We start from the raw sequence: 23063 nt of genomic DNA, 5'->3' as shown, positions 1-23063 counted from the left end.
CCTATGCCGCAGCCCTGTGCGTGTCAACCGCCCGGCCCAGATACGCAACACAAAAGTCCGGAGGACTTCCATGCGCCCTGCCATTCGTCTTTCCCTGGCCTATTCCCCCTGCCCCAACGACACGTTCATCTTCCACGCCCTGGCCAGCGGTCTGGTGCGCGTGCCGGGCGCGGAGCTCGACATCACCCTGGCCGATGTGGAGCGCCTGAACGAGAGCGCGGCCGCGCACACTCCGGACATCTGCAAGGTCTCCGTGGCCGCGGCTGGCGCCGTGCTGGACGAATACCGCCTGTTGCGGGCGGGCGGTGCCCTTGGGCGCGGCGTGGGGCCGGTGCTTGTGACGCGCGACGCCACGCGCCTGGAGGACCTGGACGGCAAGCCCGTGGCCATTCCCGGTCGCCGCACCACGGCGGCGCTCATCTTCGGGCTGCTGTGCCGCGAGCGCGGCATTGCCCCGAAAATCGTGGAGCTGGTGTACGATGAAGTGATGCCCGCCGTGACAAGCGGCCAGTGCGCCGCGGGCGTGGTCATCCACGAGGGCCGCTTCACCTTTGCGGAGCACGGGCTTTCCCGTCTGCTGGATCTTGGCGCGTGGTGGGAGCAGGACCGGGGCCTGCCCATTCCCCTGGGCTGCATCGTCATGCGCCGCTCGCTTGGGCTCGACCTCGCCCGCACGGTCACAACGGCCATCCGCGAGAGCCTGACCCACGCGCGGCTGCACCCGGAGGCCGGCGCCCGGTACATCCGCGAGCACGCGCAAGAGATGGACCCCGGGGTCATCGCCCGGCACATCGCCACCTTCGTCACCGAGGCCAGCCACGACATCGGCCCCGAAGGCGAGGCAGCCACACTGGCCCTGCTGGCCGAGGCGCGCCGGGCCGAGGGACTTGGGGAACTTCCGGAGGACGTGTTCGCCTAGGGGGGGTAAGGCAAGCTGCTTCCCCGGGCCTCGTGCTCTTGGCCGGGCCGGGATCGCGTCATGGCCGAAGGGCCGCAGCCTCTTGAGCACGCATTGCCCGGCCATCGATGCTTGGAAGGGCGGCAGGCCCCTGCGGGAAAGGGTAGGGCGCGCTCAGGAAAACGCGCGGACGCAATGTCCATGACCCGTTCCAAGCAACAGCGCCTTGCGCGTCAAGCCGCCGTCATATACGTTGACCGCGCGATGGCGGACACATATGGGGGGCTGTTCCTCCCCTCGAAAGCCGCCTCGGCGAGCAAGGCGCGCAGACGATGAATCCAACCCGGCAGCACAAATGACAACACAACGCATCTTCGCCGTTGGCGACATCCACGGGCGCGCCGCGCAGCTGCGCGCTCTGCTGGGACGTCTGACCGCGCTGGACCCGGAGGCCCGGCTCGTGTTTTTGGGCGACTACATCGACCGGGGCGGGGAGTCGCGCCAGGTGGTGGACGCGCTTCTGGAGCTGCGGGCAAAACGGCCGGACACGGTCTTCCTCATGGGCAACCACGAGGCCGCCCTCAAACGCTTTGAAATCTCCTGTTCACCGGACGACCTGCGCGAGATGCGCGCCCTGGGCTTTCAGGCCACCCTCGACAGTTACGGCGTTTCACCCGGAGTCTGCGGCATAGGCTTCATGCCGCAAGCGCACCGCGATTTCTTCGCCGGGCTGACCCGCTGGTTCAGCGCCGGAAGCCACGTCTTCTGCCATTCGCCGATTCCTTATGGCCTGGACCCGGACCAGGCCGACGACTTTGCCCTGGACGGCCTGCTTTCCGGCAGGCGTGTGGACGCGGCAGGCTGGGCGGCCAGCGGCAAGACCCTCGTCTTTGGCCACGTGCCGCTGGAAACGCCCCTTGCGGCCCCGGGGCTCATCGGCGTGGACACGGGTGTGGGCCGGGCGCTGACGGCGGTCGAACTGCCGGACGTGCGTTTTCATCACGCCTGAACAACGCGCTCACTTCCTGCCGGAAACATCCACGGTCAGACCGTCCAGACCGTAATCGCCCGTGAGGAACGCCTCGGCCACGCGGCCCGGCATCTCGTCGGTGACCATGACGGCGTCGAGCAGGCGGCTGAAGCCGATGAAGCGGCCCAGCATCTCCAGCTTGGCCAGCATGGTCTCGCGTGAGCCCTCGTTCAGCACGCCCGTGACCATGTCGCCCTGGCGGGTGGTGAAGAACTCCTCACGCCGCAGCACCTCCTCCACGAACACGGCCCGGCGCTCGCGCTGAACGCGCGCCGTGCCGCCGCCCTTGAAGCGGAAGCGCACGGCGTTTTCGCGCGGGTTCGCGCCGCACACGCAGTCCACCAGCACAAAATGGTAGTCCACGCGCGCGTTCAGGTTCAGATAATCGCGCGCCACCAGGGCGTAGTTGGGGTTGCCCACGGGCCGCTCGCTGCGGGCGTCCAGAAAGCCCCGCGACATGAGCCCGGAAAGTCCGGCGATGGGCGGCGGCGCGCCCCAGCGCAGGTCCGGCGCGGACATGCCGCGGCACAGGGCGCTCAAGGGCGCGCTCAGAATGTCCGCCGGCACGATCTCCGTGGGGCGTCCGGGCGCGAGCCCGCCGCCCAGGTCGATGATGAGGAAGATCAGTCCGGCCGGGTCCTTCAAGCGGTGCACCAGGGAGAAGGTCTCCTCGGTTACGGCGTCGCCCGCCTCAAACAAGGCCATGACCGCCTTTTCGTGGGTGTAGCGCACCAAATCGTGCAGGCTTTTGGCCTCAAGGATGGAGAAGGTCGGGCCGTAGGCATCGGTGAGGTTGAGCGCCAGCACCAGGTCGCGCACGGCGCGGGCGGCGGCGTCCTGCGCGCGGGGCGGGCGGGGCGCGGGGCGCGGCGCATTTTGCCACAAAAGCGGGTCCACGGCGCGCACCAGCCCCTGGTCGGCGTCGGCCAGCACCCAGCTGCCGGGCGCAAGGTCCGTGGCCGCGCCCAGGCCGGTTATCATGGGGATGCCCAGCTCGCGCGCGAGCCCGGCCAGATGGTCCAGGGGGTTGCCCATGTCCACCAGGAGAGCGGCGGCCTCCGGCACCAGCGAGGCCGCGTCCACCAGGCTTTGATGCAGGGCCAACACCACGGGCCGGGCAGCCGTGGCCGCGGCGTCCAGGTCCGCGCGGGAGCGCACCACGGCCAGCCGCCCCGCGGCCTTGCCGGGCGAGGCGCCGACCCCGCCGGAAAGCAGCACCGCGCCGCCAGCTCCAGACGAATCCCTGGCGGTGTGGCTGACGGAGGCGATTTGGTTTGCCGCCTGGCCGCTGTGTGGGCCTCCGACCTGACCGCCCGCCTGCTCAGAGGGTTGTCCTGCGGCCTGTCCCGTGACCTTTCCTGCGGTCTTCTCGGCAACGGAGCCAGACGAGGGGACAGCGGCCGGGCCAGAAGCGAGGCCAGCAATCGGGCCAGAAGCCTTTTCGGAAATACGGCTGGGGTTCGGTGTGGCCGGGCGCGCCAGCCGGGCAGGGCGGGCTTGCAGAATCCAGACCCGCCCCTCGCGGTCGACGCTCCACTCAATATCCTGCGGCTGGCCCGCCAGGGCTTCGATGCGCAGGGCGTGGTCGCGCAGGGTCGCAATTTCGGCGGGTGTCAACAGCGGCGCCGCGCGCTCCGGCCCGTGCACCTCCACCAGCATAAGCCCGCCCTCCGGGGCCTGCTCCTCGCGCACGGTCTTGTCGGCGATTTCCGCCGGAGTGTTGGCGATGTCCTCTCCGCGCGGGTCGCGGCCGGGGCGGAACACATCCGCCGGAGCCCGGCCGGAAACGGCCTGGGTGCCCAGCCCCGGCACGGCGGTGAGCAGCATGCGCCCTGCGCCGGGCTGCGTGGGATCGACCGTGAACAGCACGCCCGATGTCCGCGCGTCGACCATGCGCTGGCACAGCACGGCCATGTCCAGCCCCTCGCCCGCGGTCCCTGCGCCGCTGCGGTTGGCGCGCGCGCGGTAGGCCAGGGCCCGCGCGGAAAAAGCGCTGGCGAGCACGGTCTTGAAGGCCTCGACAAAGGCTTCCTGGCTGCGCACGCCGAGCACGCTGGCATACTGGCCGGCGTAGGAATGCTCGCCGCCGTCCTCGGAGGACGCGCTGCTGCGCACGGAAACACCCAAGGGCGCGTCCGCGGCCAAATGGTCCCAGGCGGCGCGCAGTTCCGCCGCGGCCTCGGCGTCCGGTTCGGATGCGGCGATCATGGTCCTCGCCCGCGCGGCCAGGGCGTTCAGGTCCGGGCCGCCTTCCGCCTGTGCGCCAGCGGTCCGTGAACCCGCAGCCTCGCGCAGGATGGCGTTGAGGCGTTCCTCCAGCCGGGCCCGGCGCAGATACTCGCGGCAAAAACGTCGCGTCAGGCACACGCCCGCGGGCACGGGCAGCCCGGCGCGCAAGAGTCCGCCCAGGGGCTGGGCCTTGCCTCCGGCCTGCTCGCGCATGTCCGGGCGCACCTCCTCGAGTGTGAGCCACTTGCGGCGCGGCGCGTTGGCATAGCCTTCAAGGGCGGCGTCCAAAGCGCGTTCGATCTGCCCCAGCCGGGAGTACAGCCCGGCGTGCGCGTTGCCGGTGAGCCGGTTCAGGCCGTCGACAAGCTCCAGCACCGTGTCGCGCAGGTCCGTCATGGTCGCGGGCAGGCGGGAGGGTTCGTTTTCGCACAGCAGCCGGTCGGCCTCGGCCAATGCTTCCAAGGCGCGCTCATTGTTGGCCAGCAGCACACGGAAGACATGGTAGCGGGCCTTGATCCAGTCGAGGGCGGCCTCTTGGCGGCGTTTGCCGCGGTTGCGCCAGATTTGGACAAGACGGGCGAACAGGTTCATGCGCCGCCCTCCTTTTGGCCTTGCGTGTTCTGGTCCGGCGCATTTTGGTCTGGAGTGCCCTGGCCCTGCGTGCTCCGGGCACTTACTTGGCTGGTTGTCTGATTGGATGTCTGCCCGGTTGCCTGCCTCGGTGTATGGTCGGTCCCTTCCCGATCGAGCGCAACTGGATGCGGCGCACCCTGGGCGTGCGGCTCAGCCCGCTGCTCCATTGCCGGCAGGTCCGCCAGGTCCTGGGTGCTCCAAAGGCCAGTCAGCCCTGCCGCATGCAGGAATCCGGCGGCGAAGCGCTCCACGTCCGCGTCGTCCGCCAGCTCCACATCCAACTGCCGCGTGTAGGCGGAGAGCGCGCCCAAAAGCCGCAGGGTCGTGAACGCCTCGGTCTGCTCCAGCATCTTGCGCTTGCCCACCACCAGGTCGCCCTTGCGCGAGGCCCGGAAGCCCAGCCGCTCCAGCACGCGCAGAATGAGCCCGGCCCGGCGGGCGCGCCTGTCGCCGCTGGCAAAGCCGCCCGCAAAGCGGAAATACACGAAGGTCTGCTCCGGCTTGTCCGCCACGACCGCGTCCACCACGCTGAAATGATAGCCCAGGCGCAGGGTGATGTTGGCGTAGTCGCGTCCGGCCAGGGCCAGGTTCAGTCCCGTGCCGCCGGCCGGGGCGGAGAGAGCCTGCCCGGTGCGGCCCATGCCCGAAAAAATGTCGCCGAGAGCCATGCGGGCCGGGCCTTCGCGCCGGGCCTCGCGCAGCAGCAGGCCGTCCAGAAACGCGCGCAGGGGCAGGCTGGCGATGTCCGCCAGAGCCACGTCGTCGCCAGCGGCTTCGCCCTTGCGCCCGCTGCTCTCCTTCAGGCCGCCGCCCACGTCGACCACGCGCAGCTCAAAGGGTGAGTCCTCGCGCAGGCGCCGGGGCGCGCCCAGGCCGCCGCGCCGCGTGGGGTCGATGGAGACCAGCAGCTCCACGGCGCGCTCATGGGCGAAGTGGATGATGTCGTGGCAGGTGCGGCAGTTTTCCGGCCGGAAGTTCTCCGCCGTGGGGTCCACAAGGTTCAGCGGGCGGATGTGCCGCAAAAGCCGCCGCAGCACCAGGAACTCCGGTTCCGCGCTCATGCGTTCGCGCTGCATGGCGGCCTGGCGCAGCAGGCCTTCGGCCACGCCCCGGTACACGGCGGCCTGTTCGGCGTCCACGGTGACCATGGCGCCTGTGGCCAGGCTGGCCGCGCCCTTGAGTCCGAAAACGGCGGGCACGCGGTTCTCCCGCGTCACTGTGGCCAAATGGCTGGCCGCGGTGCCCACTTCCGTCAAAAGCGCGCCCAGCCGGGGCACGATGCGCGACAAGGCCGGAACGGCGGCGCGGGCAACGCCCACGGAGCCCAGCGGCACGGACTCGGGCAGGGTGTCGTCGTCGAGAAACAAGACAGGCCCCGCCCCCACGCCGCTGCAGGCGATCTGCCCGCCGTGCAGGAGCAGATCCTCCTCGCCGGGGCAGGCCGAGGCCGTGTCGCAGACATCCTCCGGCCAGTCGGGAAAGGCCGCTTCCGCTGGTTCGAGGCCGGTGAGCAGCAGACCGCCTTCCTCGGTGAGCACCCAGGAGATCAGGCAGGGGCCGTCCAGGGCGCGCTCCGCCGCAAGACCCAGCTGGGCCAGCAGGGCGGCCTGCTCCGGCAGCAGCCAGGCCGAGCCGCGCAGCATGCGTCCGTGCGAGGGATCCAGGGCCTGGCCGCCAGGCAGCTGCGCGTCCAGCGGCTTTTCCGCCACGCGGGTGCGCAGGGGCATGTGCGGCGCCGTGCGCGCGAGCCAGTAGCGGTCGGACAGCGCGGCGGAAGAGGAGCCGGGAGAAACGTTGACAAGGGCACCGGACGAAGAGTCTGCAGGGGGACTGTGCAAGCCGCCCGGCCGCCCGCCGAAACCCGTCTCCGGCGGTTCGGCCACGACCAGCATGGCCGGCGGCAGGCTTGGATCGTGGGCCAGGGTTTGCAGCGTGCCGCGGGCCACGCCGCTTTGATGGGGCCGCACGCAGGCGGCCACGGGGCCGGCGTCTGCGTGCTCGCGGCCAAAGCGCGCCAGCGCCTGGACGGTCGCCTCGGCCGTTTCCGCATGGGCTTCACCCAGCATGCGCCCGGCTCCGGCTGCGCCCGCGGCCACAAAGGAGATCTCCAGCCTGCGCGGACCGCCCAGCCGGGCAAACAGCGTTTCCACGGCGCGGAGAGTCTCGTCGCCTGTGTCGCGGGCCGCTTGGCTGTTCTGCGCGCCGTCATGCGCGCCGTCATGCGTGTCGCCATGCGTGCCGGGCGTGGAGGGGGGGGTTCCGGGGCCGGATTCCTCGGCTTGCCCCTGTGAAAAGTCGTGCATGCCCGTCACGGTCACGGCGAAACCGTCCGGCGCGGGCAGGCCCATCTTGCGGCCCAACACGGCCAAGCCCACGCTGCAAAGCCCGGCCAGCGGCTCCAGCTCCCAGCCTATCTCCGCAAAGGGCAGCACCCTGCGGCCGGCCAATGGTCCCATGCCGCCCGCCAGAATGTCCTCAAGGGCGTCCTTGACCGCCAGGGAGGCGTCGTACAGGGCCACATGGGTCTCGCCCGCCATGCCGTTCAGGTGATAGGCCACAAGGTGCGTCAGGCGGCACACGTCGCGCACGGAGCTTTCCAGAAAGGCCTTGTCGAAGACGTACTCGCCGCCAAGGGCGCGGTCCATTTGGGCCATGCGCTCCAAGACCTGTGTGTTCAGCCCCAGAATGCGCTTGAACGTGCGGAAGAGAAACCGGACTCCGCCCGGTTCCATGCCGTCCTGCCGTATTCCGCTTCCCTGCGCGTCGGCCATGGGCCCTCCTTCCAATGCGTTCAGGACGCCAGGCCCCGCTCCTTCTCAATGCGCCGCACGCCGTCCAGCAGCTCCGCCAGCTTGAAGGGCTTGGCCACGCAGTCGAACACGCCCTTGCGGAAGGACTGCCGCGCCGTCTCCATGGTGGCGAACCCGGTGATGAGGATGACGTCCGTGTCCGGGTGCAGGCTCTTCACCTTGCCCAAAAACGACAGGCCGTCCAGCCCCTCCATCTTGAGGTCGGTGATGACCACGTCGAAGCGCTTGGCCTCGATGCGCGCCAGGGCCTCCAGCGGCTGGTTGAAGGCCTCCACCTCGTAGCCCGCCTTCTGGAAGAAGGGTTTGAGCCGCTTGCACACGATGGGCTCGTCGTCGAGCACCAGAATGCTGGTTCTGCGTCGGGCCGTCTCACCGCCTGGAGCCTCTGCCGGGATGCTGGCCGGGTTCTCGATGGCGTCGGGTGTCATTCTCGCGTCTCCCTTAGTGCTGTGATCCGTTGAAGAAATATATCCAGATGCCGGTTCAGGGCGGCATCGGAGTCGAGCTTTGCGTCGAGCTGGCGCGTGTAGCCGATGAGACAACCGAGCAGGAACATCTTGTCCAGCATGATCCGCGTGGGGTGCTTCTTGATGCGCCCCGTGACCATGTCGCCCTTGACCTCCACCAGAAAGTCGGAGCGCTCCAGTATGGCCGCCACCAGCGCGGCCCGGCGCGAGCGCCTGGTCAGGTCCGTCACCCCGCCCATGAAGCGGAAGGCGATGGCGTTGTCGTTCACCGAGCCGCCCAGAAAGGCGTCCACCACGGTGAAATGATACCCCAGGCGCAGGTGCAGGTTCAAATACTCCCGCGAGATGACCGCCAGGTTGCGCCCCATGCGCGAGGGGTGGGCGGCCTCGGCCCCGAAGGTGCGCGTGACGCTGGACATGAAGCTGCCCATGTCCACGGCCACGGGGCTTGTTTCCCACATGCCGGCGATGTTGAGCCCCTCCATGAGGGCCTTGAGCGGACGGCAGCGGATGTCCCGCTCGTCCGGCTCCTCGCCCGCGGCGGCGTCCAGGCCGCCTTCCACGTCGATGACCGTGAGCCCCAGCGGCAGCCGGGTGACGAGCCTGCGGGGCGCCCGCTCGCGGATGTCCTGGTGCGTCTCGGCCAGGGAGGTCAGCTTGTCCACGGCGCGCTGGTGCACGTAGCGGGCGATGTCGTGAAAGGTGCGGCACGACTCCGGCGCGAAGGCGTCGCTCTTGGGGTCCAGCAGGGTCAGCGGGCTGATGTGCTTGAGCACCCGCTTGAGCGTGCGGTACTCCCAGGATTCCTCGAACACGTCCTCGCGCACTAGCTCGAAGCGGCACAGGGCCTCCACCACGCCTTCGTAGACCACCTGATGGTCGGCGTCGAGGGTGATCTCCTGTCCTTCGCGCAGGGTGCGCGTGGCGCTGCCGGTCTGCACCAGGGTGGGCACGCGCAGCTCGCGGGCAATGGTCGCCATGTGCCCCGTGGCCGAGCCCACGTCCGTGATGATGCCCCGGCACTTGGGCATGACCTTGGCGAAGCGCGGCGAGGAATGCCGCGCCACCAGGATGGCTCCGTACGGGAAGGCGGACAGGTCCTCGCCCTCGGCCATGATGTGCACCGGGCCGGAGGACACGCCGCCCATGGCCGTGACGCCCCGGCCGGAAATGAGCATGGGCACGCCCTTGACCGCCTCGGCCGCGTCTTCGGTCTGGGCGCAGGCCCTGGGCCGGATGGAAAGGGGCCGGGCCTGAAGCACCACCAGCTCGCCCTGCGGCGTCATGGCCCATTCCACATCCAGCGGGCGCTTGAAAAAATGCTCCAGGGTCATGGCCGTTTTGGCCAAAAGCGCCAGCTGCGCGGCGCTCAGGCACGGCTGGGCGCGCTCGGCCTCGGGAACGGACTCCGTGCGGGTGCCTCCGCCAGCCGCAAGCACCAGGCGCGTGGTCTTGTCGGCGATGTCCGCGGAGAGCAGCTCGTGGGGCGGTTCGCGCCGCAGCAGGTAGGTGTCGGTCTCGGCGGTGCCGTCCACAATGGGCTTGCCCAGCCCCCAGGCCGCGCTGACCACCATGGCCTGGTCCTGCTCCTGCAACGGGGCGTAGGTGTACAGCCCGCCGCTCACCAGCGCGTCCACCATGGGCATGACGCCCACGGCCATGGCCGGTTCCTCGGCGCAGAGCCCGTGGTGCAGGCGGTAGCGCAGGGCTTCCTCGCAGAACAGGCTGGCCAGCACGCGGCGGTAGGCGGGCAGAATGTCCGCCGGGGCCACGCCCAGCACGGTCTCGTACATTCCGGCGAAGCTCGACTCGCTGTCCTCGTCCCAGGCGCTGGAGCGCACGGCCAGGAGCTGCGGCCCGCCAGAGGAAAGCTGGCCGGCCGCATGCTCGATGGCTTGGCGAAGCTCCCGCGGCAGGGGCATGTCCATGACGGCCTGGCGCAGGGTGCGTGATTGTTCCTCCAGCCCCTCGCCCTCGCTGGCGCAAAGGGCGCGGATGCTTTCGGCCACGGGCTTGCGCAGCTCCGCACGGGTCATGGTTTCGAAATAGGCCCCGGCGGTGATGACGAAACCGTCCGGGGTGTTGAAGCCGAGGATGTTCTTGATGTCGCCCAGGCTGGCCATTTTGTTGCCGCCCTCGTCCGCAAGGTCGTGGGTCAGCTCGGACAGGGGCAGGATGTGGTCCGTGCGGCTGAGCACCCGGCGGCCGGCCAATTCCTCGCGCACGCGCAGCTGAATGCGCTCGAAGGCCGTGAACAGCGCCACGTTCTTGCCCTGGCACAGCAGGTTCAGGTCGCTGATGAGCTTGAAGACCTGGTCGCCCAGCCGCTCGCACGAGTCGAGAATGTACTGCCGGTCGAAGATGTAGTCGCCGCCGAGCTTGTCGCCCATGTCGCCGATGAGCTCCAAGATGGCGTTGTGCCGCTCCAGAATGCCCTTGAACTTCTTGTAGAGCACGGAGAACGGCACAGGGGGCCTGCCCCTCAGCCGGGCCGCCAGGCTGGTCCACAGCCTGGCTATGATGTTCGTGAGACCCGGCAGCGCCATGGTGTGCCTAATGCGCCCCCTTGCTCTGGAACACCAGGCCGATGCCCAGGCCCGCGATGATGGCGATGATCGAGGCGAGCACGCCGTACCACACGGCGTGGTTGAAGGCCAAGTCGGCCAGGAAGGCTGGCGCGCCGATCATCTTGGCCGACATGGGCTGGGAGGACTGCGCCACGATGATCCCGTCCTTCACGGCGATGACCTCCACCGTGTACTCGCCGGGGGAAAGGCGCGAGGGGATGGCCAGCCTGGCGCTGAACTTCCGCTGCCCGCCAGCGCTTTCGCCCAGGGTCACCGCGCCGGTCCGCTCGCGGTAGAGCCCTTCGCTCTTCTTCAGCTTCACCAGCTCAGGCAGCAGCATGGCGCGGTCGGCCGTGGCGGGCTCTATGCCCACCTTGTCCGTCAGACCGTCCAGGCCAAGGGTGGGGCCGACGGCTCCCAGATCCTTCAAGGGCAGGGTGGACTCCACCAAAAACACCTTGGGCACGCCGTCAAAGTGCAGGGTGTTCATGTTCATCCACAGCAGGCCAAAGGCCTTGCCCTTCTGCTTCATGGCGACCTTTTCCGGCGCGCCGGAGAAGCGCACCACAAGGTCCGCGCCCTCGGGCGCCGCGCCTTCAATGGTCACGCTCGTGCCGTTGTAGAAGGTGTCGATGGTGATGCCCTGCGGCGCCACGCCGAAGTCGAGGTTCGCGGCCAGGGCAGCGCCCGGCAGGGCCAGCAGCAAAAACGAGAGCAGAATGATGACGCGCTTCATGCTAGTGGCCTCCGATGTAGGCCAGCAGCACGTCCGGCCTGGCAAGCAGTTCGTAGAGAATCTTGAACATCATCACGAGCACCAGCGAGGCCAGCAGGATCTTGAGCTGCTCGCCGCCGAGCTTCTTGCCCACCACGGCGCCCACCTGCGCGCCCAAGGACGAACCGATGAGCAGGATGAGCGCCAGCACGAAGTCGACGGTGTGGTTGGTCGAGGCCTGCATCACCGTGACGTTGACGCAGGTGAAAAGGATTTGGAACAGGCTGGTGCCCACCACCACGTGCATGGGCATGCGCAGCAGATAGACCATGACCGGCACCATGATGAACCCGCCGCCAACGCCCATGATGGCCGACAGCAGACCCACCAGCCCGCCGAGCAGAAGCGGCAGGATGGGCGACATGCGCACGCCGGAGCGCGTGAAGTCCATCTGCCAGGGCAGCATGCCCACCATGCGGGCAAAGGCGCTCGATTTGACGTGCTTCTCCGGTTCCTGTTTGGCCGGTGCCTTGGCTTTGCGCATGGCCTGCAGGCTCTCGATGAACATGTAGCCGCCCACCAGGCCAAGCATCAGCACATAGGTGATGTTGATGAGGAAATCCGCGTTGCCCATGGCCCGCAGCAGCTTGATGACCTGGACGCCCACGGATCCGCCAAGCACGCCGCCCACCAGCAGCAGCAAGCCCATCTTCACATCGACGTTGCCGAGCCGGAGGTGCGCCAAAGTGCCCGAGGTGGAAGCGCCCACGATCTGGTTGGAGTCGGTCGCCGCGGCAACGGTTGGCGGTATGCCCATCATGATCAGCAGCGGGGTCATGAGGAAGCCGCCGCCAACGCCGAATATGCCCGAGAGCAGGCCGACCGCCCCTCCCAGGCCGAAAACGGCCACGATGTTCACGCTGTTGCCCGCAATGGGCAGATACAGTTCCATGGGTATGCTCATGTCCGATCCTTCCTGGGTTCGGGGCGTGGCGTCCGGCCTGTGCCCCGCGCTCCCAATCCCTCTTGCCCCGCCGCCGGTCCGCGCCGCCGGCAAGGTCGTGTTCGCCGCCCCGCTTGCGCGGAGCCGCTCCGGAGCCATCCCCGGAAACGGCTCCGCGCGTGCACCAGACAATCAAGCGCGCCCGGCCCGCCGTTGCGGGTGCGTTTCGCGCCGTCGGGGCTTGCAAAGCAAATCAGGGGCCGCAATGATGAAACGTGGTTAACATGATGATTTTGTTGATTTTATGCGGCTGGTGTATGAGCCCGCGAGACCCTCCTGTGCCGAAATGAAACAAGGAACAGGGAAATGCCTTGTGCCAAAATGAAACGTTGATTAGGGTGCAGGTGCTTCGACGCGAAGGAGGAGGCAGATGAAGGACACGGCGCAACGGTTCAAGGTTTTCTTCAACTCCATCAAGGGCAAGATCCTCACGCTCTTTTTGGTGGCGTTTTTGGTGGCTTGCGGCCTCACCCTGCTCAATGTCTGGACCCTGGCCACCGTGCGTGAGCGCCTGAACCTCTCCGAACGCTACGACGACCTGTTCAACTCCATTCTGGAGGCCCGGCGGTTCGAAAAGAACCTGCTCATCTACGGCGGGGGCGAAAGCCAGCGCGAGGGCATGCTCTATCTGGACAAGGCGGACGTGGCCGTGGATGGTCTGGCCCAGGACATCAGCCGCCTGGCGGGGCCGGCCGCCCTCGACGGTTTCCGGAAAACCCTGGCCCAGTACCGGCGGGAGTTCGCGGCCATCGGCGACGCCAAGGCTCCGGAGCGGGAATATGTGCGCGGCACGGGCAAGCGCCTGGTGGACATGGCCGAGGATCTCATCGCCACCAAGCGCGAACGCATCCACAAAACAATCTTCCAGGTTTCGCTGCTGCCCTTCGCCTATCTGGGCATCTTCCTGGTGTTCATGGCCATCCTCATCAAGGTCATCGCCAACAGCCTGCTCAAGCCCCTGGGCATGATCGGCCAGATAACCGCGCGGGTGGCCAAGGGCGACTTCAGCCCCGTGGACAGCGGTGGGCATCATCACATCGAAGAAGTGGCGGGCCTGCTGGACGCCTTGAACCGCATGGCCCTTGAGCTGACCGCCAACCAGGAGAACCTGTTGCAGGCGCGCAAGATAGCCGCCCTGGGCACGCTGACCGCGGGCATCGCCCACGAGATAAACAACCCCATCAACAACATCATGATCTCCGCCGAGAGTCTGCTCGAGACCCATGGCGAGGCCATGGACGACGACGGGCGCGAGGTCGTGACCGATATTTTGAGCCAGGCCGAGCGCGCCGGCGAGATTGTGCGCAACCTGCTCGATTTCTCCCGCACGGAGAAGGCGGGCTTCAGCGCTTTGGCGCCGGATGTGGTGGTGCAAAGCACCCTGGCCTTGCTGAAGAACCAGCTGCTCGTTTCCGGCCTGGGCATGCGCGTGGAGGTGCCCCACGACCTGGAGCTGATTTCGGGCACACTGCGGCACTTGCAGCAGGTGTTCCTGAACCTGCTGCAAAACGCCATCGCCGCCACCCCGCCGGGCGGGACCATCGAGGTCACCGGCCAGGACGCGGGCGAGTTTGTGCGCCTCACCGTGCGCGACACGGGCTCGGGCATCGACAAGGAAACCTTGCCGCACATTTTCGAGCCCTTCTACACCACCAAGGAGGTGGGCAAAGGCACGGGCCTCGGTCTGGCCGTCACCTACTCCATCATCAAACGCCACAGCGGGCGCATAGAGGTGGAGAGCGAGCCGGGCAAGGGCACGGCCTTCCACGTGTTTTTGCCCAAGGCTCCGGCCGGGCCGGAAGCCCTGGAGGAGATAGGCCATGCAGGCTAGGCTCGCCGTGGTGGACGATGAATCCGCCGCCCGCAAGCGCCTGGGCGAGGCCTTCACGCGGGACGGCTACCAGGTGGAGACCTTTGGCGATGCGGAGAGTTTTTTGGCGCGGCAAGCGGAAGCGGCCTTCGACGCCGTGCTGCTGGACCTGCGTCTGCCGGGCCTGGACGGGCTGACCGCGCTGAAGCGCGTGAAGGCCATGGGCGGCGACACGGAAGTGGTGCTGGTGACGGGCTTTGGCGGGCTGGAGCCGGCCATAGAGGCCATCAAGCTCGGAGCCTATCATTTTGTGGCCAAGCCCGTGCGCCTGGCCGAAATCCGCAACCTCATCAAGGCCGCCTGCGACAAGGTGGCTCTGGGCCGCGCCAACCGCCAGCTGCGCCAGGCCCTGCGCGAGGAAACCGGGCTGGAGTCCATGATCGGGGCCAGCGCGGCCATGCGCGGCGTGTTCGAACTGGTGCGCAAGATAGCCCCGGTGAACTGCAACGTGCTCATCCAGGGCGCCAGCGGCACGGGCAAGGCCCTGGTGGCCAAGGCCATCCACAAGCTTTCGCCCCGCAAGAACCGCACCTTCGTGTCCTTCAACTGCGGCGGCTTCACGGAAGAACTCATCTCCAGCGAGCTCTTCGGCTACGAAAAGGGCGCGTTCACCGGCGCCGCGGCCACGCGCGCGGGCCTGCTCGAATCCGCCGGGGGCGGCACGGTGTTTTTGGACGAGATAGGCGAGATGCCGCCCTCCATGCAGGTCAAGCTGCTGCACGTCATCCAAGAGCGGCGCATTCTGCGCGTGGGCGGCACCAGGCCCATAGACCTGGACATCCGGGTCATTGCCGCCACCAACCGCGACCTGAAACAGGACGTGGCCGACGGCCTGTTCCGCGAGGATCTCTTCTACCGCCTGAACGTGGTGAACATTCACCTGCCGTCTCTGAGCGAGCGCAGGGAGGATATTCCCCTGCTCGCCCGGCACTTCATCGACAAGTACAGCCTGCTCTTCCACAAGGCCGTGCGCGAGGCCAGCCAGCAAGCCTTGCAGGCCCTGACGGACTATGCCTTTCCCGGCAACGTGCGCGAGCTGGAGAACATCATCGAGCGCGGCGTCGCCTTGTGCGAGGCCGAGACCTTCGGCGTGGAGGACCTGCCCCGCGAACTGTGGCAGCCGGCCGGGCCGGAAGTCCCAAGCGCCCCCCTGGTGAGCCTGGAGGAGCTGGAGCGCCAGCACATCGCCCGGGTGCTGCAGTCCACGGGACGCAACAAAAGTTTGGCCGCGCAGATCCTCGACGTGCCCCGCACCACCCTCTGGCGCAAGCTCAAGCAGTTCAATCTGGACTAGGCCGAACCGGCCGGGTTCGAAGTCCGGAGCCGAAATCCGGGGCTGCCGCACGCGTGGGCTCTGTCCTGGCGGGCGCGTATCCGCTCAAGCCGAATGCGTACATGGACTGGCCAGGGAGGGAAGGGCGGTGCCGTGCCCGGCCGGAGCCGAATCCGGTCCGCGCGATTGTCGGCCGTGACAAAACAGCTCTGACGCAATGGCGCTGACACATTGGGCTGGCACAATGGCGTTGGCACAATGGCGCTGGCACAATGGCGCTGGCGGTCTTCAGCGGTCATGTTTCAAAACGGAACGCCATCACCCCGCAACAAGGGCCAGCTCTGGCGCATGCCGGCACGGTGCGACATTTTAAAACGCAATCTCGGCATGTTGCGCGTTATATCGCGCCGCCGGGCACCCGCCTCACGTCTGGCACGCATCTTGTTATCCACGGGCCATGAAAAAAGCCCCCGCCCCTGAAAAAGTGTTCGAGGAAAACGACCCGTTTTTGAGCCTGCCCCAATGGTTCACCGAGCGTGAGGTCATCCCGCTGGAGGACCACCTGGCCCTTGTGGTGTGCCACGAGACCATGCGCGCCATCGTGGCCCTGTGCCGCGACATAGCCGACTCGCCCGCGCCCGTGCTGCTCACCGGCGAAACCGGCGTGGGCAAGAGCCTGCTCTGCCGCTTCATCCACGCCAGCGGCGACCCGTACGCGCCCTTTGTCCCGCTTCTCACGGCCGGGCTTGGCGAAAAAGTGCTTTTAGAGCGGCTCTTCGGCCTGCCTGGTGTGGTGGAAGACGATGCGCCGCAGCCGCTTGTGACGGAAGCGGCCGGAGGCACCCTGGTGCTGGAGGAGATGGGGGATTTGCCGCCGCAGGTGCAGGAGCGGCTCATGGCCTACTGGGATGCCGGAACAGGCGATGGGGAATGGGGGCAGCAGGAAGCTGACCAGACGGAGACGGGCCAGGCGGAAGCTGGCCGGAAGGAAGCGAGCGGGGAGGGGACCTGCCCGGCAATGGCACGGCGCGCCGGTCCCCTCCGCTTTTTGTGCACCACGAACACGCCCCCGGCGCGGCTCTTGGCGCCGGGAGCCTTGCTGCCCGCCTTTCTCGAACGCTTCCGGCGCATCCACGTGCCGCCCCTGCGCGAGCGCAAGGAGGACATCCCCGCCCTGGTGGCCTATTTCTCTCGCCTCAAGTCCTCCCGGGCGGAATCGCTCAAGGGGCTCAAAACATTGGCCACGCGTTTGGCGGACCACGCCTTTCCCGGCAATGTGCGCGAGCTGGAGTCGTTGATGGCGCTCGAAGCGGGCGGCCTGCCTTGGCGTTGGCGCATCACGGACGCAGGCAAGGGCGCCTGCGTGCAGGCAAAGCCGAGGACAACGCATGCCCAGGCCAAGGAATAAGCGCTGACAGGCTGATCCTGCCCAAATCCGGCCTCCCGGTTTTTCTTGTGCGGCTGATTCCGCCGCAGCCGCGTGCGGGATTGCTTCCCCGCCGTGTTTCGCTGCGGCGTCTGCTTGCCGGGTCGTCCTGCGGCCGCTGCGTTCAAAACCGCGTTCCGGGGCTCTCCAGGCACTCGCCATTCTCCGTGGCGAACACGGTTTTCGTTCGGGCAAAAGCCTCGGCGAGGGGGGAGCAGCCCTGGCGGAAGTTCAATAAAACTGCTAGGACAGGGCGGAACAGGACAGCCTCATGGCGCACCGCGTGCGTTGGCGTTTGCTGCCGGCCAGGCGGTGCGACGGACGCCGCACAGGGAGGGATGATGCTCAGGTTGAAACGGATTCTCGGGGTGCTTCTGGGGTGCGCCATTCTGCTGGCTGCCGCCGCGCAGCCCTTGCTCGCCGAGGGGCGGAAAACGCATGCCGGCTCCCAGCCCAAGGTGTACCGGGTCGCCATTTTGGAGGCCGGGACCAACTGGGTGCACGACAAAATGCTCACGGCCCTGCAGAACGCCCTTGCCGAAAAGGGCTGGGGCGACAAGGTCGTGTTCCCCAAGGATGCGCGCGCCATCGGCTCTTGGTCGACCATGGGCAAGGCCGGAACGCGCAGCAAGGCCATTGAGCTGATGCAGCGCAAGGACGTCGACCTCATCATCGGCATGGGAACCGGAGCCGCCCAGGCTCTGCTCGCCTGCAACAACGGCCACACCCCGATCGTGGCCATGACGCTTTCCGATCCCATCGGGGCCGGCGTGGTGAAAAGCGCCGAGGACTCCGGCGTGGACAACCTCACCACCTGCGTCGTGCCAGACCAGTGGCTGACCATGCTGCGCCTGTTCCACACCGTGGTCGGCTTCAAGAAGCTCGGCGTGCTGTATGAGGACACGGCGGCGGGCCGCACCTACACCAGCCTTGAGGACGCCCGCGACGTGGTCCGCGAAAAAGGCGCGCGCCTGATCGAATACCCGCATCTGCAAACCGGAGCGAACGTCCGCGCGTGCAAGGACGGGCTGGAGTGGCTGGTGAACAGCGGCGCCGATGCCGTGTACCTGCCCGACATCCCGTGCTTCGACTGGACCGTTGGCGATCCGCGCCCGCTGCTCGACTATCTTCGGGAGCACAAGGTCGCCACCTTCTCCCGCACGGGCACTCCCCTTGTGCAGCTTGGCGCGCTCATGGGCACATGCGACTTTGAGCTGAAGCCGCTGGGCAAGTTCCACGCCTCGCAGCTCATCAAAATCTTCCAGGGCACGCAGCCCCGCAAGCTCAAAATGACCATGCCCAACGCCATGGGCCTCTCCCTCAATCTCAAGACGGCGCGCATGATGGGGCACGACCTGAACCCGGACGTGCTTGTGAGCGCGGACGTCATCGTCTCGCGCGATCTCAGCCTGGACACGGTGCGCAAGGGCCGCTGACCGCGCAAAGGGGCTAGCGGTCCGCATGAGGTGCGGATAACAGGCTAACGGCACGCATGGTGCGGACAGCAGGGCACCGGCCTCACTGTGCGTACGGCAAGGGCCCGCAAGGCGGGTACTGCTATGCCGAGGCTTCGGCTATGGAGAGGTCCCGCCGCGCGGCTGGGCGGGTCACTGCCGCTGCACGGCGCATTTGCCCGGGCCGGCGACAACCAGCAGCAGCAGCCCGAACACCGGCGTGAGCAGAAGGCTGGCGAAGAAGAATCCCCAGAACCCGAGCCTTTTCCGGCGGCCAAAGAATCCTATGACGAGGCTGGAAAGGGCGATGATGAGGATGAGCGTCAGGTTCATTGCGCCTCCTGAGCCTGCTGGTTCTCGGCGGCGTCCGCGCCCCCGGCTTTTTCCTTCACGAGCGGATTGAACTTGCGGACCGCGTTCTGAATGTCCTCGTAGCGGGACTTGAGGGCCTGCCAGTCGGGCATGTCCATAGTGCCCCGGGAAGAGGCCTTTGTGCGGTCATGGCTCGAAAAGGTCTTGAGGTCTTCCTGCGGGGCGCGGCTTTGCTTGCCCTGCTGCCCCTTGGAATTGTCCGAGTCCGTGTTCAGAATCACCGGCAGGCCGTCGCGGCCGCCCATGATGACGAACTTGGAGTTGTTCGAGGCGGCCAGGGCCTTGGTGGCCTCGATGCCGGCCCAGCGCAGGTAGGCGTCGGTCATGCCGCCGTTGACGATGTTCTGGAACATCCGGATGCTTTCGGCGCGGATGTAGCTTTCCTTCATCTGCTCGCCGGCCTTGAGCAACACGTACTTGTAGCGCAGGTATTCCTGCTCCGCGGAAAATTTGAGGTCGATGGCCTGGTTCACCTGGTCCGGCAGCGACATGCCCCGCACCACGATGCTGTCGATGATGACGGGCTTTCTGGCCATCTGCTCCACGGCCTGCACCATGAGTTCGTCCTGCAGCTTGAGCGGCGCCGTGGTGTAGAGGTCTTCGGGCCAGTAGCTGCCGACAGTGTTGCGGATGGCCGAGGACACGATGGGCCGGATGAGGATGTCTTTGTAGTCGGGGCCTATGTCCTGGTGCAGTTCGGCCAAGCGCGCGGCGATGGGCGAAAAGTAGACCGAGACCTTCATGTCCACGGAAAGCCCGCCGCGGCTGAGCACGGGAATGTCGATGTCGTCGTGCTGCAGGCGCGTGTCGTAGCTGTACATGGTGTCCCAGGGAAAGAGCAGGTGCAGCCCCTCGCGGTAGGTCTTGTCCATCACCGTGCCGCCGGACAGCGGCGAGTATTTCACGCCGATCTGCCCGGACTGGATGGTGATGACCATGTACGGCCACAGAAGAATGATGAGGATCGCCAGTCCCAGCACATAGGCGAGGAGTCCGGTGCGCCTTTGGGCGAACCATTCCCTAGTGCGGCTGCGCATGGCGCCGGCCGGCTTCGGCTCAGTCCCGGGTGACATTTTCAGGCGAACCTCTCCAGTATTTGTCCAACGTCTTGTCGATGCACCGGCGTTCGTAGTCGATGCAATAGTCCTGCGAATTCATTTCGCCTATGCACATGTTGTACATGATGGGGCAGTACTGCACCTCTCGGACGAACAGGCCCATTTCCGGAACGGATTTGATGTTCTTCCGAGCGGCGTGGATGATCGCCTCGACGTAGGTGATGTTGCACGGCTTCTTGCGTTCAAGCGGGGTGGTCACCTGTTCGTAGCATTGCACCCTGGAGCGTATGACCTTGCGGAAGTCCTCGGCGCCGATGCGTGACGGCTTGACCTTGCCGACCAGCGCGTAGCTTTCCAGCGCCGCGTCGATGTGCGGCGTCGACGAGGACTTGTGCAGCGGGGGCCACGCCCACGCGTTGCCCGCGCCCGCTGCCGCGGCCAGGCCGAGGCAGAACATCAGCGCACGCCAAAACACGACCGCGCCGCCATGCGTCAGCATTCGATCGTGAAAAAAGCGGCGGAACAATGCATCTCCCCGGTATGGCGTGCTTGGCAGCTAGTTCGCGCTCGGCGCGGCAGCCGTGTCCTGCGGCGCGTCGGCTGCGGCGTCTTTCGCCTCGGGCGACTTCTTGCGCAGATTCTTCACGTATTCCTTGCCCTCGTTGTAATGCGCGCGGAAGCTGTCCTTGAGCTTTGCCGCTTCCATGTTCAACAGGGTGCCCCCGGAGGCGAAGTGGCGGCTGAACACGCGGCCGACCGCATAGGTGGAGGCTCCGCCCATGATGCACATGGTGGCGGCGCCAGCCGTCATTCCGATGAGCGGAATGGCCTTGAGCAGGCTGAAGGCGGCGGGCCCCAGGGCCACGGGCAACGCGCTGCCCAGAAGCGAGCCGATGAGGTTTTGGGTTTTGTCCTTGCTGAAGGCGACGTCGTATTTCTTTGCCAGGGCGTTCACCATTTCGACCTGAATGCCGAACAGGCCGACAAGGTCCAGCACGGCAACGGGGGCCAGTCCAAGCGCCATGGCTCCATAGACGCGTTTGCGGATGAGCAGGTCGATCTCTTCTTGAGAAACGAGAGGGGCTTCCTGCTCAAGCGTCTCGGCGGTGACATTCTGTGTGGTCTCAGGAGATCCCTCGATGGCGTTCACGTTGCCTCCTCAGTGGGTTGCGAGCGGCGGTCTCTGCAATGAATAAATGCCTGTTAATAAGCACGTTAAGGCTATGCGTTACGTCCTTACGCACTATGCGTCAAGAAGTAAGTCGACGCTGAAGTGTCCTTGTAACCAGGCGTCGGGGTTCCAGAAGATTCCCGGTCCTGATTCCCGCGTTGCGCGTGTGCCGCTTGTGGCCGTCCCGGCGGAGGCCCGTGCGGCAAGACAGAGGGCCTTGGCGCGCGCATCCGCCCGGAATCGTTTCGCCTCTTTCGTCCAGCGGGCGGGCTGCCGCGGGCATCGGCAAAGCTGGCGGCGCCACGGAACACCGTGCCTGGCCTGTTCCGCAGAGGCCGGGCAAAGGGTCAGCCGGCCGTCTGCGCGGACCCGGCCGAAGCGAAAGTGCCGTCGGCCATGTGGATGACCCTGTCTGCGCAGGAGAAGTATCTGTCGTCGTGCGAGACAGCGAGGATCGTCTTGCCCTGGTCGCGCAGCAGGGGGAGCATTTCCTCATAAAAATGGCGCCGGAACTCGGGGTCGAAGTCCGCGGCGACCTCGTCGAACAGGCAGACGTCCCTGTCTTCGAGCAGGGCGCAGACCAGGGCCAGGCGCTTGCGCTGCCCGGCCGAAAGGTTCCGGGTGGAGAAGGAGCCGTCCTCCGTAATGCCCACCTTGCCCTGAAGCCGCATCTGGTTCAGCAGCTCCTGCACACGCTGCGGCCCGCTGCGCAGGCCGAGGGCATGCTGGAACAGGTGGAAATCCGCCGGGACGACGGAAAACATGTTGCGGTATGCCTCCTGGCCGAACTCGCCCAAGGGGGCGCCGTTGACGGCGATTTCGCCGGTTTGCGGCGCGTAAAGGCCGCAGAGCACGCGCATGAAGGTGGTCTTTCCCGAGCCGTTGCCACCGCACAGGAACACGATCTCGCCGCGCTTGAGGTCGAATTCCGGTATGTCCACGGCAAAGAGCGGGGCGCCGGATTCTTCGCGGTACTCGAAGCGCACGTCGCGCAGGCGCAGACTTTCGAAAGCAACAGCCGGCAGCTCCGGCCCCTCCCACAGGGTCGCCACATGGCCGCTCTCGCAGGGTTCGACGCCCTCGTCCAGCTCCTGCTCCAGGGCGTCCAGCTCGCCGAGGTTCATCTCCACCTTGCTCAGCATGGGCACAAACCCCACCAGGCTCATCATGGGGCTTAGGCAGAACATGACCAGCACCAAGAGGGTGGTGACGGACTTTGAATCCACGGACAAAAGCCGCGGCATGAGGAACAGGATGAGCCCGAGAATGAGCAGGTGGAACACCGCGAAAAAGGATATTCCCAGGGCGTGCCGCTGTTCCGTGGCGTCGCGCGCGGCGGAGGCCCTGGCCAGTCCCGGCAGCAGCCAGCGCTGAAACAGGTCCACCGTCTTGCCCAGGTGCAGCTTCAGGTGCTGGAAGCCCTCTTGCAGATCGCGCAGGTCTGAGGCGAACTCCATCTCCGCCTGCCGGGCCGGCAGAATGAGGCTGTTGACGCTGCGCACGATCCAAAGGAAGGTGCCGAGCCCGGCGGCCATGACCAGCAGAACCCCGCAGGTTCCGGCGAAGGACGTGGCGAACATGCGGCCCACGGCCACCACCATCATCACCGAATTGGCCGCAGCGGCCATGAGCATGCGCGCGGCTTCGACCACCATCTCCTGCCCGTCGAGCAGCAGGGCCTGGGTGCGCTCGGTGCGCATCCGGCCGAAGCGCTCCATGGGGATGCCGCGCAGCTTGGCGGCCAGGCGGATGCGCTTTTCCATGACGCCGCGCAGGGCCAGCAGGGCGGCCTTGCCCGTGATGTAGTGGAAGAGGCGGTAGAAGGCGTAAAGGCACAGCACGAAGAGCAGGAACGTGCGGAACGAAACGCCGTCGCCGGAGAGCTCGTCTATGCCGGAAAGCACGCTGAATACCGTAAGCCCTTGGGCGATGCCGGCCCCCAGACAGGCGAGCATGAGTTTCCTGCCTTCCGGCCCGGCCTGTTGGCGCAGCAGCGTGATGAAGCGTGAATCCTGCAAGTTCATGCCGTGTCCTAGGAAGGTTTCGGGGCGGTTGGCGACGTTCCGATCACCGGGCGGCAACGGCCG

The 23063-nt window shown here is 66.9% G+C and carries 17 protein-coding genes; 6 read left to right on the top strand and 11 right to left on the bottom strand.

What is annotated here, in order from left to right; translation table 11 throughout:
* The first annotated feature begins 70 nt into the window (after positions 1-70).
* Both ACYQ4W_RS07700 and ACYQ4W_RS07695 read left to right on the top strand, forming a co-directional pair.
* Entirely contained in the window at positions 71-919 is an 849-nt protein-coding gene (locus ACYQ4W_RS07700; RefSeq protein ID WP_459854893.1) for a 1,4-dihydroxy-6-naphtoate synthase, read from the top strand.
* A 334-nt stretch (positions 920-1253) separates the two neighbouring features.
* On the top strand, positions 1254-1907 hold the full coding sequence (locus ACYQ4W_RS07695; protein WP_459854890.1) for a metallophosphoesterase: 654 nt from the start codon (positions 1254-1256) through the stop codon (positions 1905-1907).
* A gap of 9 nt (positions 1908-1916) precedes the next feature.
* On the opposite strand, the gene ACYQ4W_RS07690 is transcribed toward ACYQ4W_RS07695, so the two are convergent.
* Genes ACYQ4W_RS07690 through ACYQ4W_RS07665 form a run of 6 tightly spaced genes read right to left on the bottom strand, consistent with a single transcriptional unit; the run spans position 1917 to position 12313 of the window.
* Entirely contained in the window at positions 1917-4748 is a 2832-nt protein-coding gene (locus ACYQ4W_RS07690) for a PEP/pyruvate-binding domain-containing protein (protein WP_459854887.1), read from the bottom strand.
* Positions 4745-7561, bottom strand: coding sequence for a PEP-utilizing enzyme (locus ACYQ4W_RS07685; RefSeq protein ID WP_459854884.1), 2817 nt, complete (start codon positions 7559-7561; stop codon positions 4745-4747). Before ACYQ4W_RS07685 ends, ACYQ4W_RS07690 begins: the two co-directional genes overlap by 4 nt.
* Positions 7562-7581: 20 nt before the next feature.
* Positions 7582-8028: a response regulator gene (locus tag ACYQ4W_RS07680; protein WP_459854881.1), complete on the bottom strand. Its 447-nt coding sequence runs from the start codon at positions 8026-8028 to the stop codon at positions 7582-7584.
* Entirely contained in the window at positions 8025-10613 is a 2589-nt protein-coding gene (locus ACYQ4W_RS07675; protein ID WP_459854879.1) for a PEP/pyruvate-binding domain-containing protein, read from the bottom strand. The genes ACYQ4W_RS07680 and ACYQ4W_RS07675 overlap by 4 nt, the downstream gene beginning before the upstream one ends.
* A gap of 7 nt (positions 10614-10620) precedes the next feature.
* A complete protein-coding gene (locus ACYQ4W_RS07670) occupies positions 10621-11370 on the bottom strand; it encodes a TIGR02186 family protein (protein ID WP_459854876.1) in 750 nt (249 codons plus the stop codon).
* 1 nt (position 11371) lies between these two features.
* Positions 11372-12313 carry a sulfite exporter TauE/SafE family protein gene (locus tag ACYQ4W_RS07665; RefSeq protein ID WP_459854874.1) on the bottom strand — a complete coding sequence of 314 codons (942 nt, stop codon included), beginning with the start codon at positions 12311-12313 and terminating at the stop codon, positions 11372-11374.
* Positions 12314-12722: 409 nt separating this feature from the next.
* Between ACYQ4W_RS07665 and ACYQ4W_RS07660 the strand changes: the two genes are divergently transcribed.
* The 4 genes from ACYQ4W_RS07660 to ACYQ4W_RS07645 all read left to right on the top strand — a co-directional run bounded on the left by ACYQ4W_RS07660 (position 12723) and on the right by ACYQ4W_RS07645 (position 18357).
* Complete coding sequence (locus tag ACYQ4W_RS07660) at positions 12723-14183, top strand: sensor histidine kinase (RefSeq protein ID WP_459854872.1); 1461 nt, start codon at positions 12723-12725, stop codon at positions 14181-14183.
* On the top strand, positions 14173-15516 hold the full coding sequence (locus ACYQ4W_RS07655) for a sigma-54-dependent transcriptional regulator (protein WP_459854870.1): 1344 nt from the start codon (positions 14173-14175) through the stop codon (positions 15514-15516). Before ACYQ4W_RS07660 ends, ACYQ4W_RS07655 begins: the two co-directional genes overlap by 11 nt.
* Positions 15517-15952: 436 nt before the next feature.
* Positions 15953-16903, top strand: coding sequence for a sigma 54-interacting transcriptional regulator (locus tag ACYQ4W_RS07650; RefSeq protein ID WP_459854868.1), 951 nt, complete (start codon positions 15953-15955; stop codon positions 16901-16903).
* A 359-nt stretch (positions 16904-17262) separates the two neighbouring features.
* Positions 17263-18357, top strand: a complete 1095-nt coding sequence (locus ACYQ4W_RS07645) for an ABC transporter substrate binding protein (protein ID WP_459854866.1) — start codon at positions 17263-17265, stop codon at positions 18355-18357.
* A 171-nt stretch (positions 18358-18528) separates the two neighbouring features.
* On the opposite strand, the gene ACYQ4W_RS07640 is transcribed toward ACYQ4W_RS07645, so the two are convergent.
* From ACYQ4W_RS07640 to ACYQ4W_RS07620, 5 genes are all read right to left on the bottom strand, one after another.
* Positions 18529-18708 carry a hypothetical protein gene (locus ACYQ4W_RS07640; protein WP_459854863.1) on the bottom strand — a complete coding sequence of 60 codons (180 nt, stop codon included), beginning with the start codon at positions 18706-18708 and terminating at the stop codon, positions 18529-18531.
* On the bottom strand, positions 18705-19784 hold the full coding sequence (locus tag ACYQ4W_RS07635) for a prohibitin family protein (protein ID WP_459854860.1): 1080 nt from the start codon (positions 19782-19784) through the stop codon (positions 18705-18707). The genes ACYQ4W_RS07640 and ACYQ4W_RS07635 overlap by 4 nt, the downstream gene beginning before the upstream one ends.
* Positions 19785-19803: 19 nt before the next feature.
* Positions 19804-20331: a hypothetical protein gene (locus ACYQ4W_RS07630; RefSeq protein ID WP_459854857.1), complete on the bottom strand. Its 528-nt coding sequence runs from the start codon at positions 20329-20331 to the stop codon at positions 19804-19806.
* Positions 20332-20361: 30 nt separating this feature from the next.
* Positions 20362-20955, bottom strand: a complete 594-nt coding sequence (locus tag ACYQ4W_RS07625; protein ID WP_459854855.1) for a YcjF family protein — start codon at positions 20953-20955, stop codon at positions 20362-20364.
* A 368-nt stretch (positions 20956-21323) separates the two neighbouring features.
* Entirely contained in the window at positions 21324-23000 is a 1677-nt protein-coding gene (locus ACYQ4W_RS07620; RefSeq protein WP_459854853.1) for a cyclic peptide export ABC transporter, read from the bottom strand.
* Positions 23001-23063 lie beyond the last annotated feature (63 nt).

Source organism: Humidesulfovibrio idahonensis (assembly GCF_054657715.1).
This window is presented reverse-complemented; position numbering and strand designations above follow the sequence as displayed.

Coding starts and splice junctions, on each gene's coding strand:
- ACYQ4W_RS07660 (WP_459854872.1), top strand. CDS start 12,723: ATGAAGGACACGGCGCAACGGTTCAAGGTTTTCTTCAACTCCATCAAG.
- ACYQ4W_RS07680 (WP_459854881.1), bottom strand. CDS start 8,028: ATGACACCCGACGCCATCGAGAACCCGGCCAGCATCCCGGCAGAGGCT.
- ACYQ4W_RS07640 (WP_459854863.1), bottom strand. CDS start 18,708: ATGAACCTGACGCTCATCCTCATCATCGCCCTTTCCAGCCTCGTCATA.
- ACYQ4W_RS07685 (WP_459854884.1), bottom strand. CDS start 7,561: ATGGCCGACGCGCAGGGAAGCGGAATACGGCAGGACGGCATGGAACCG.
- ACYQ4W_RS07675 (WP_459854879.1), bottom strand. CDS start 10,613: ATGGCGCTGCCGGGTCTCACGAACATCATAGCCAGGCTGTGGACCAGC.
- ACYQ4W_RS07690 (WP_459854887.1), bottom strand. CDS start 4,748: ATGAACCTGTTCGCCCGTCTTGTCCAAATCTGGCGCAACCGCGGCAAA.
- ACYQ4W_RS07620 (WP_459854853.1), bottom strand. CDS start 23,000: ATGAACTTGCAGGATTCACGCTTCATCACGCTGCTGCGCCAACAGGCC.
- ACYQ4W_RS07655 (WP_459854870.1), top strand. CDS start 14,173: ATGCAGGCTAGGCTCGCCGTGGTGGACGATGAATCCGCCGCCCGCAAG.
- ACYQ4W_RS07635 (WP_459854860.1), bottom strand. CDS start 19,784: ATGCGCAGCCGCACTAGGGAATGGTTCGCCCAAAGGCGCACCGGACTC.
- ACYQ4W_RS07645 (WP_459854866.1), top strand. CDS start 17,263: ATGCTCAGGTTGAAACGGATTCTCGGGGTGCTTCTGGGGTGCGCCATT.
- ACYQ4W_RS07700 (WP_459854893.1), top strand. CDS start 71: ATGCGCCCTGCCATTCGTCTTTCCCTGGCCTATTCCCCCTGCCCCAAC.
- ACYQ4W_RS07665 (WP_459854874.1), bottom strand. CDS start 12,313: ATGAGCATACCCATGGAACTGTATCTGCCCATTGCGGGCAACAGCGTG.
- ACYQ4W_RS07650 (WP_459854868.1), top strand. CDS start 15,953: ATGAAAAAAGCCCCCGCCCCTGAAAAAGTGTTCGAGGAAAACGACCCG.
- ACYQ4W_RS07670 (WP_459854876.1), bottom strand. CDS start 11,370: ATGAAGCGCGTCATCATTCTGCTCTCGTTTTTGCTGCTGGCCCTGCCG.
- ACYQ4W_RS07695 (WP_459854890.1), top strand. CDS start 1,254: ATGACAACACAACGCATCTTCGCCGTTGGCGACATCCACGGGCGCGCC.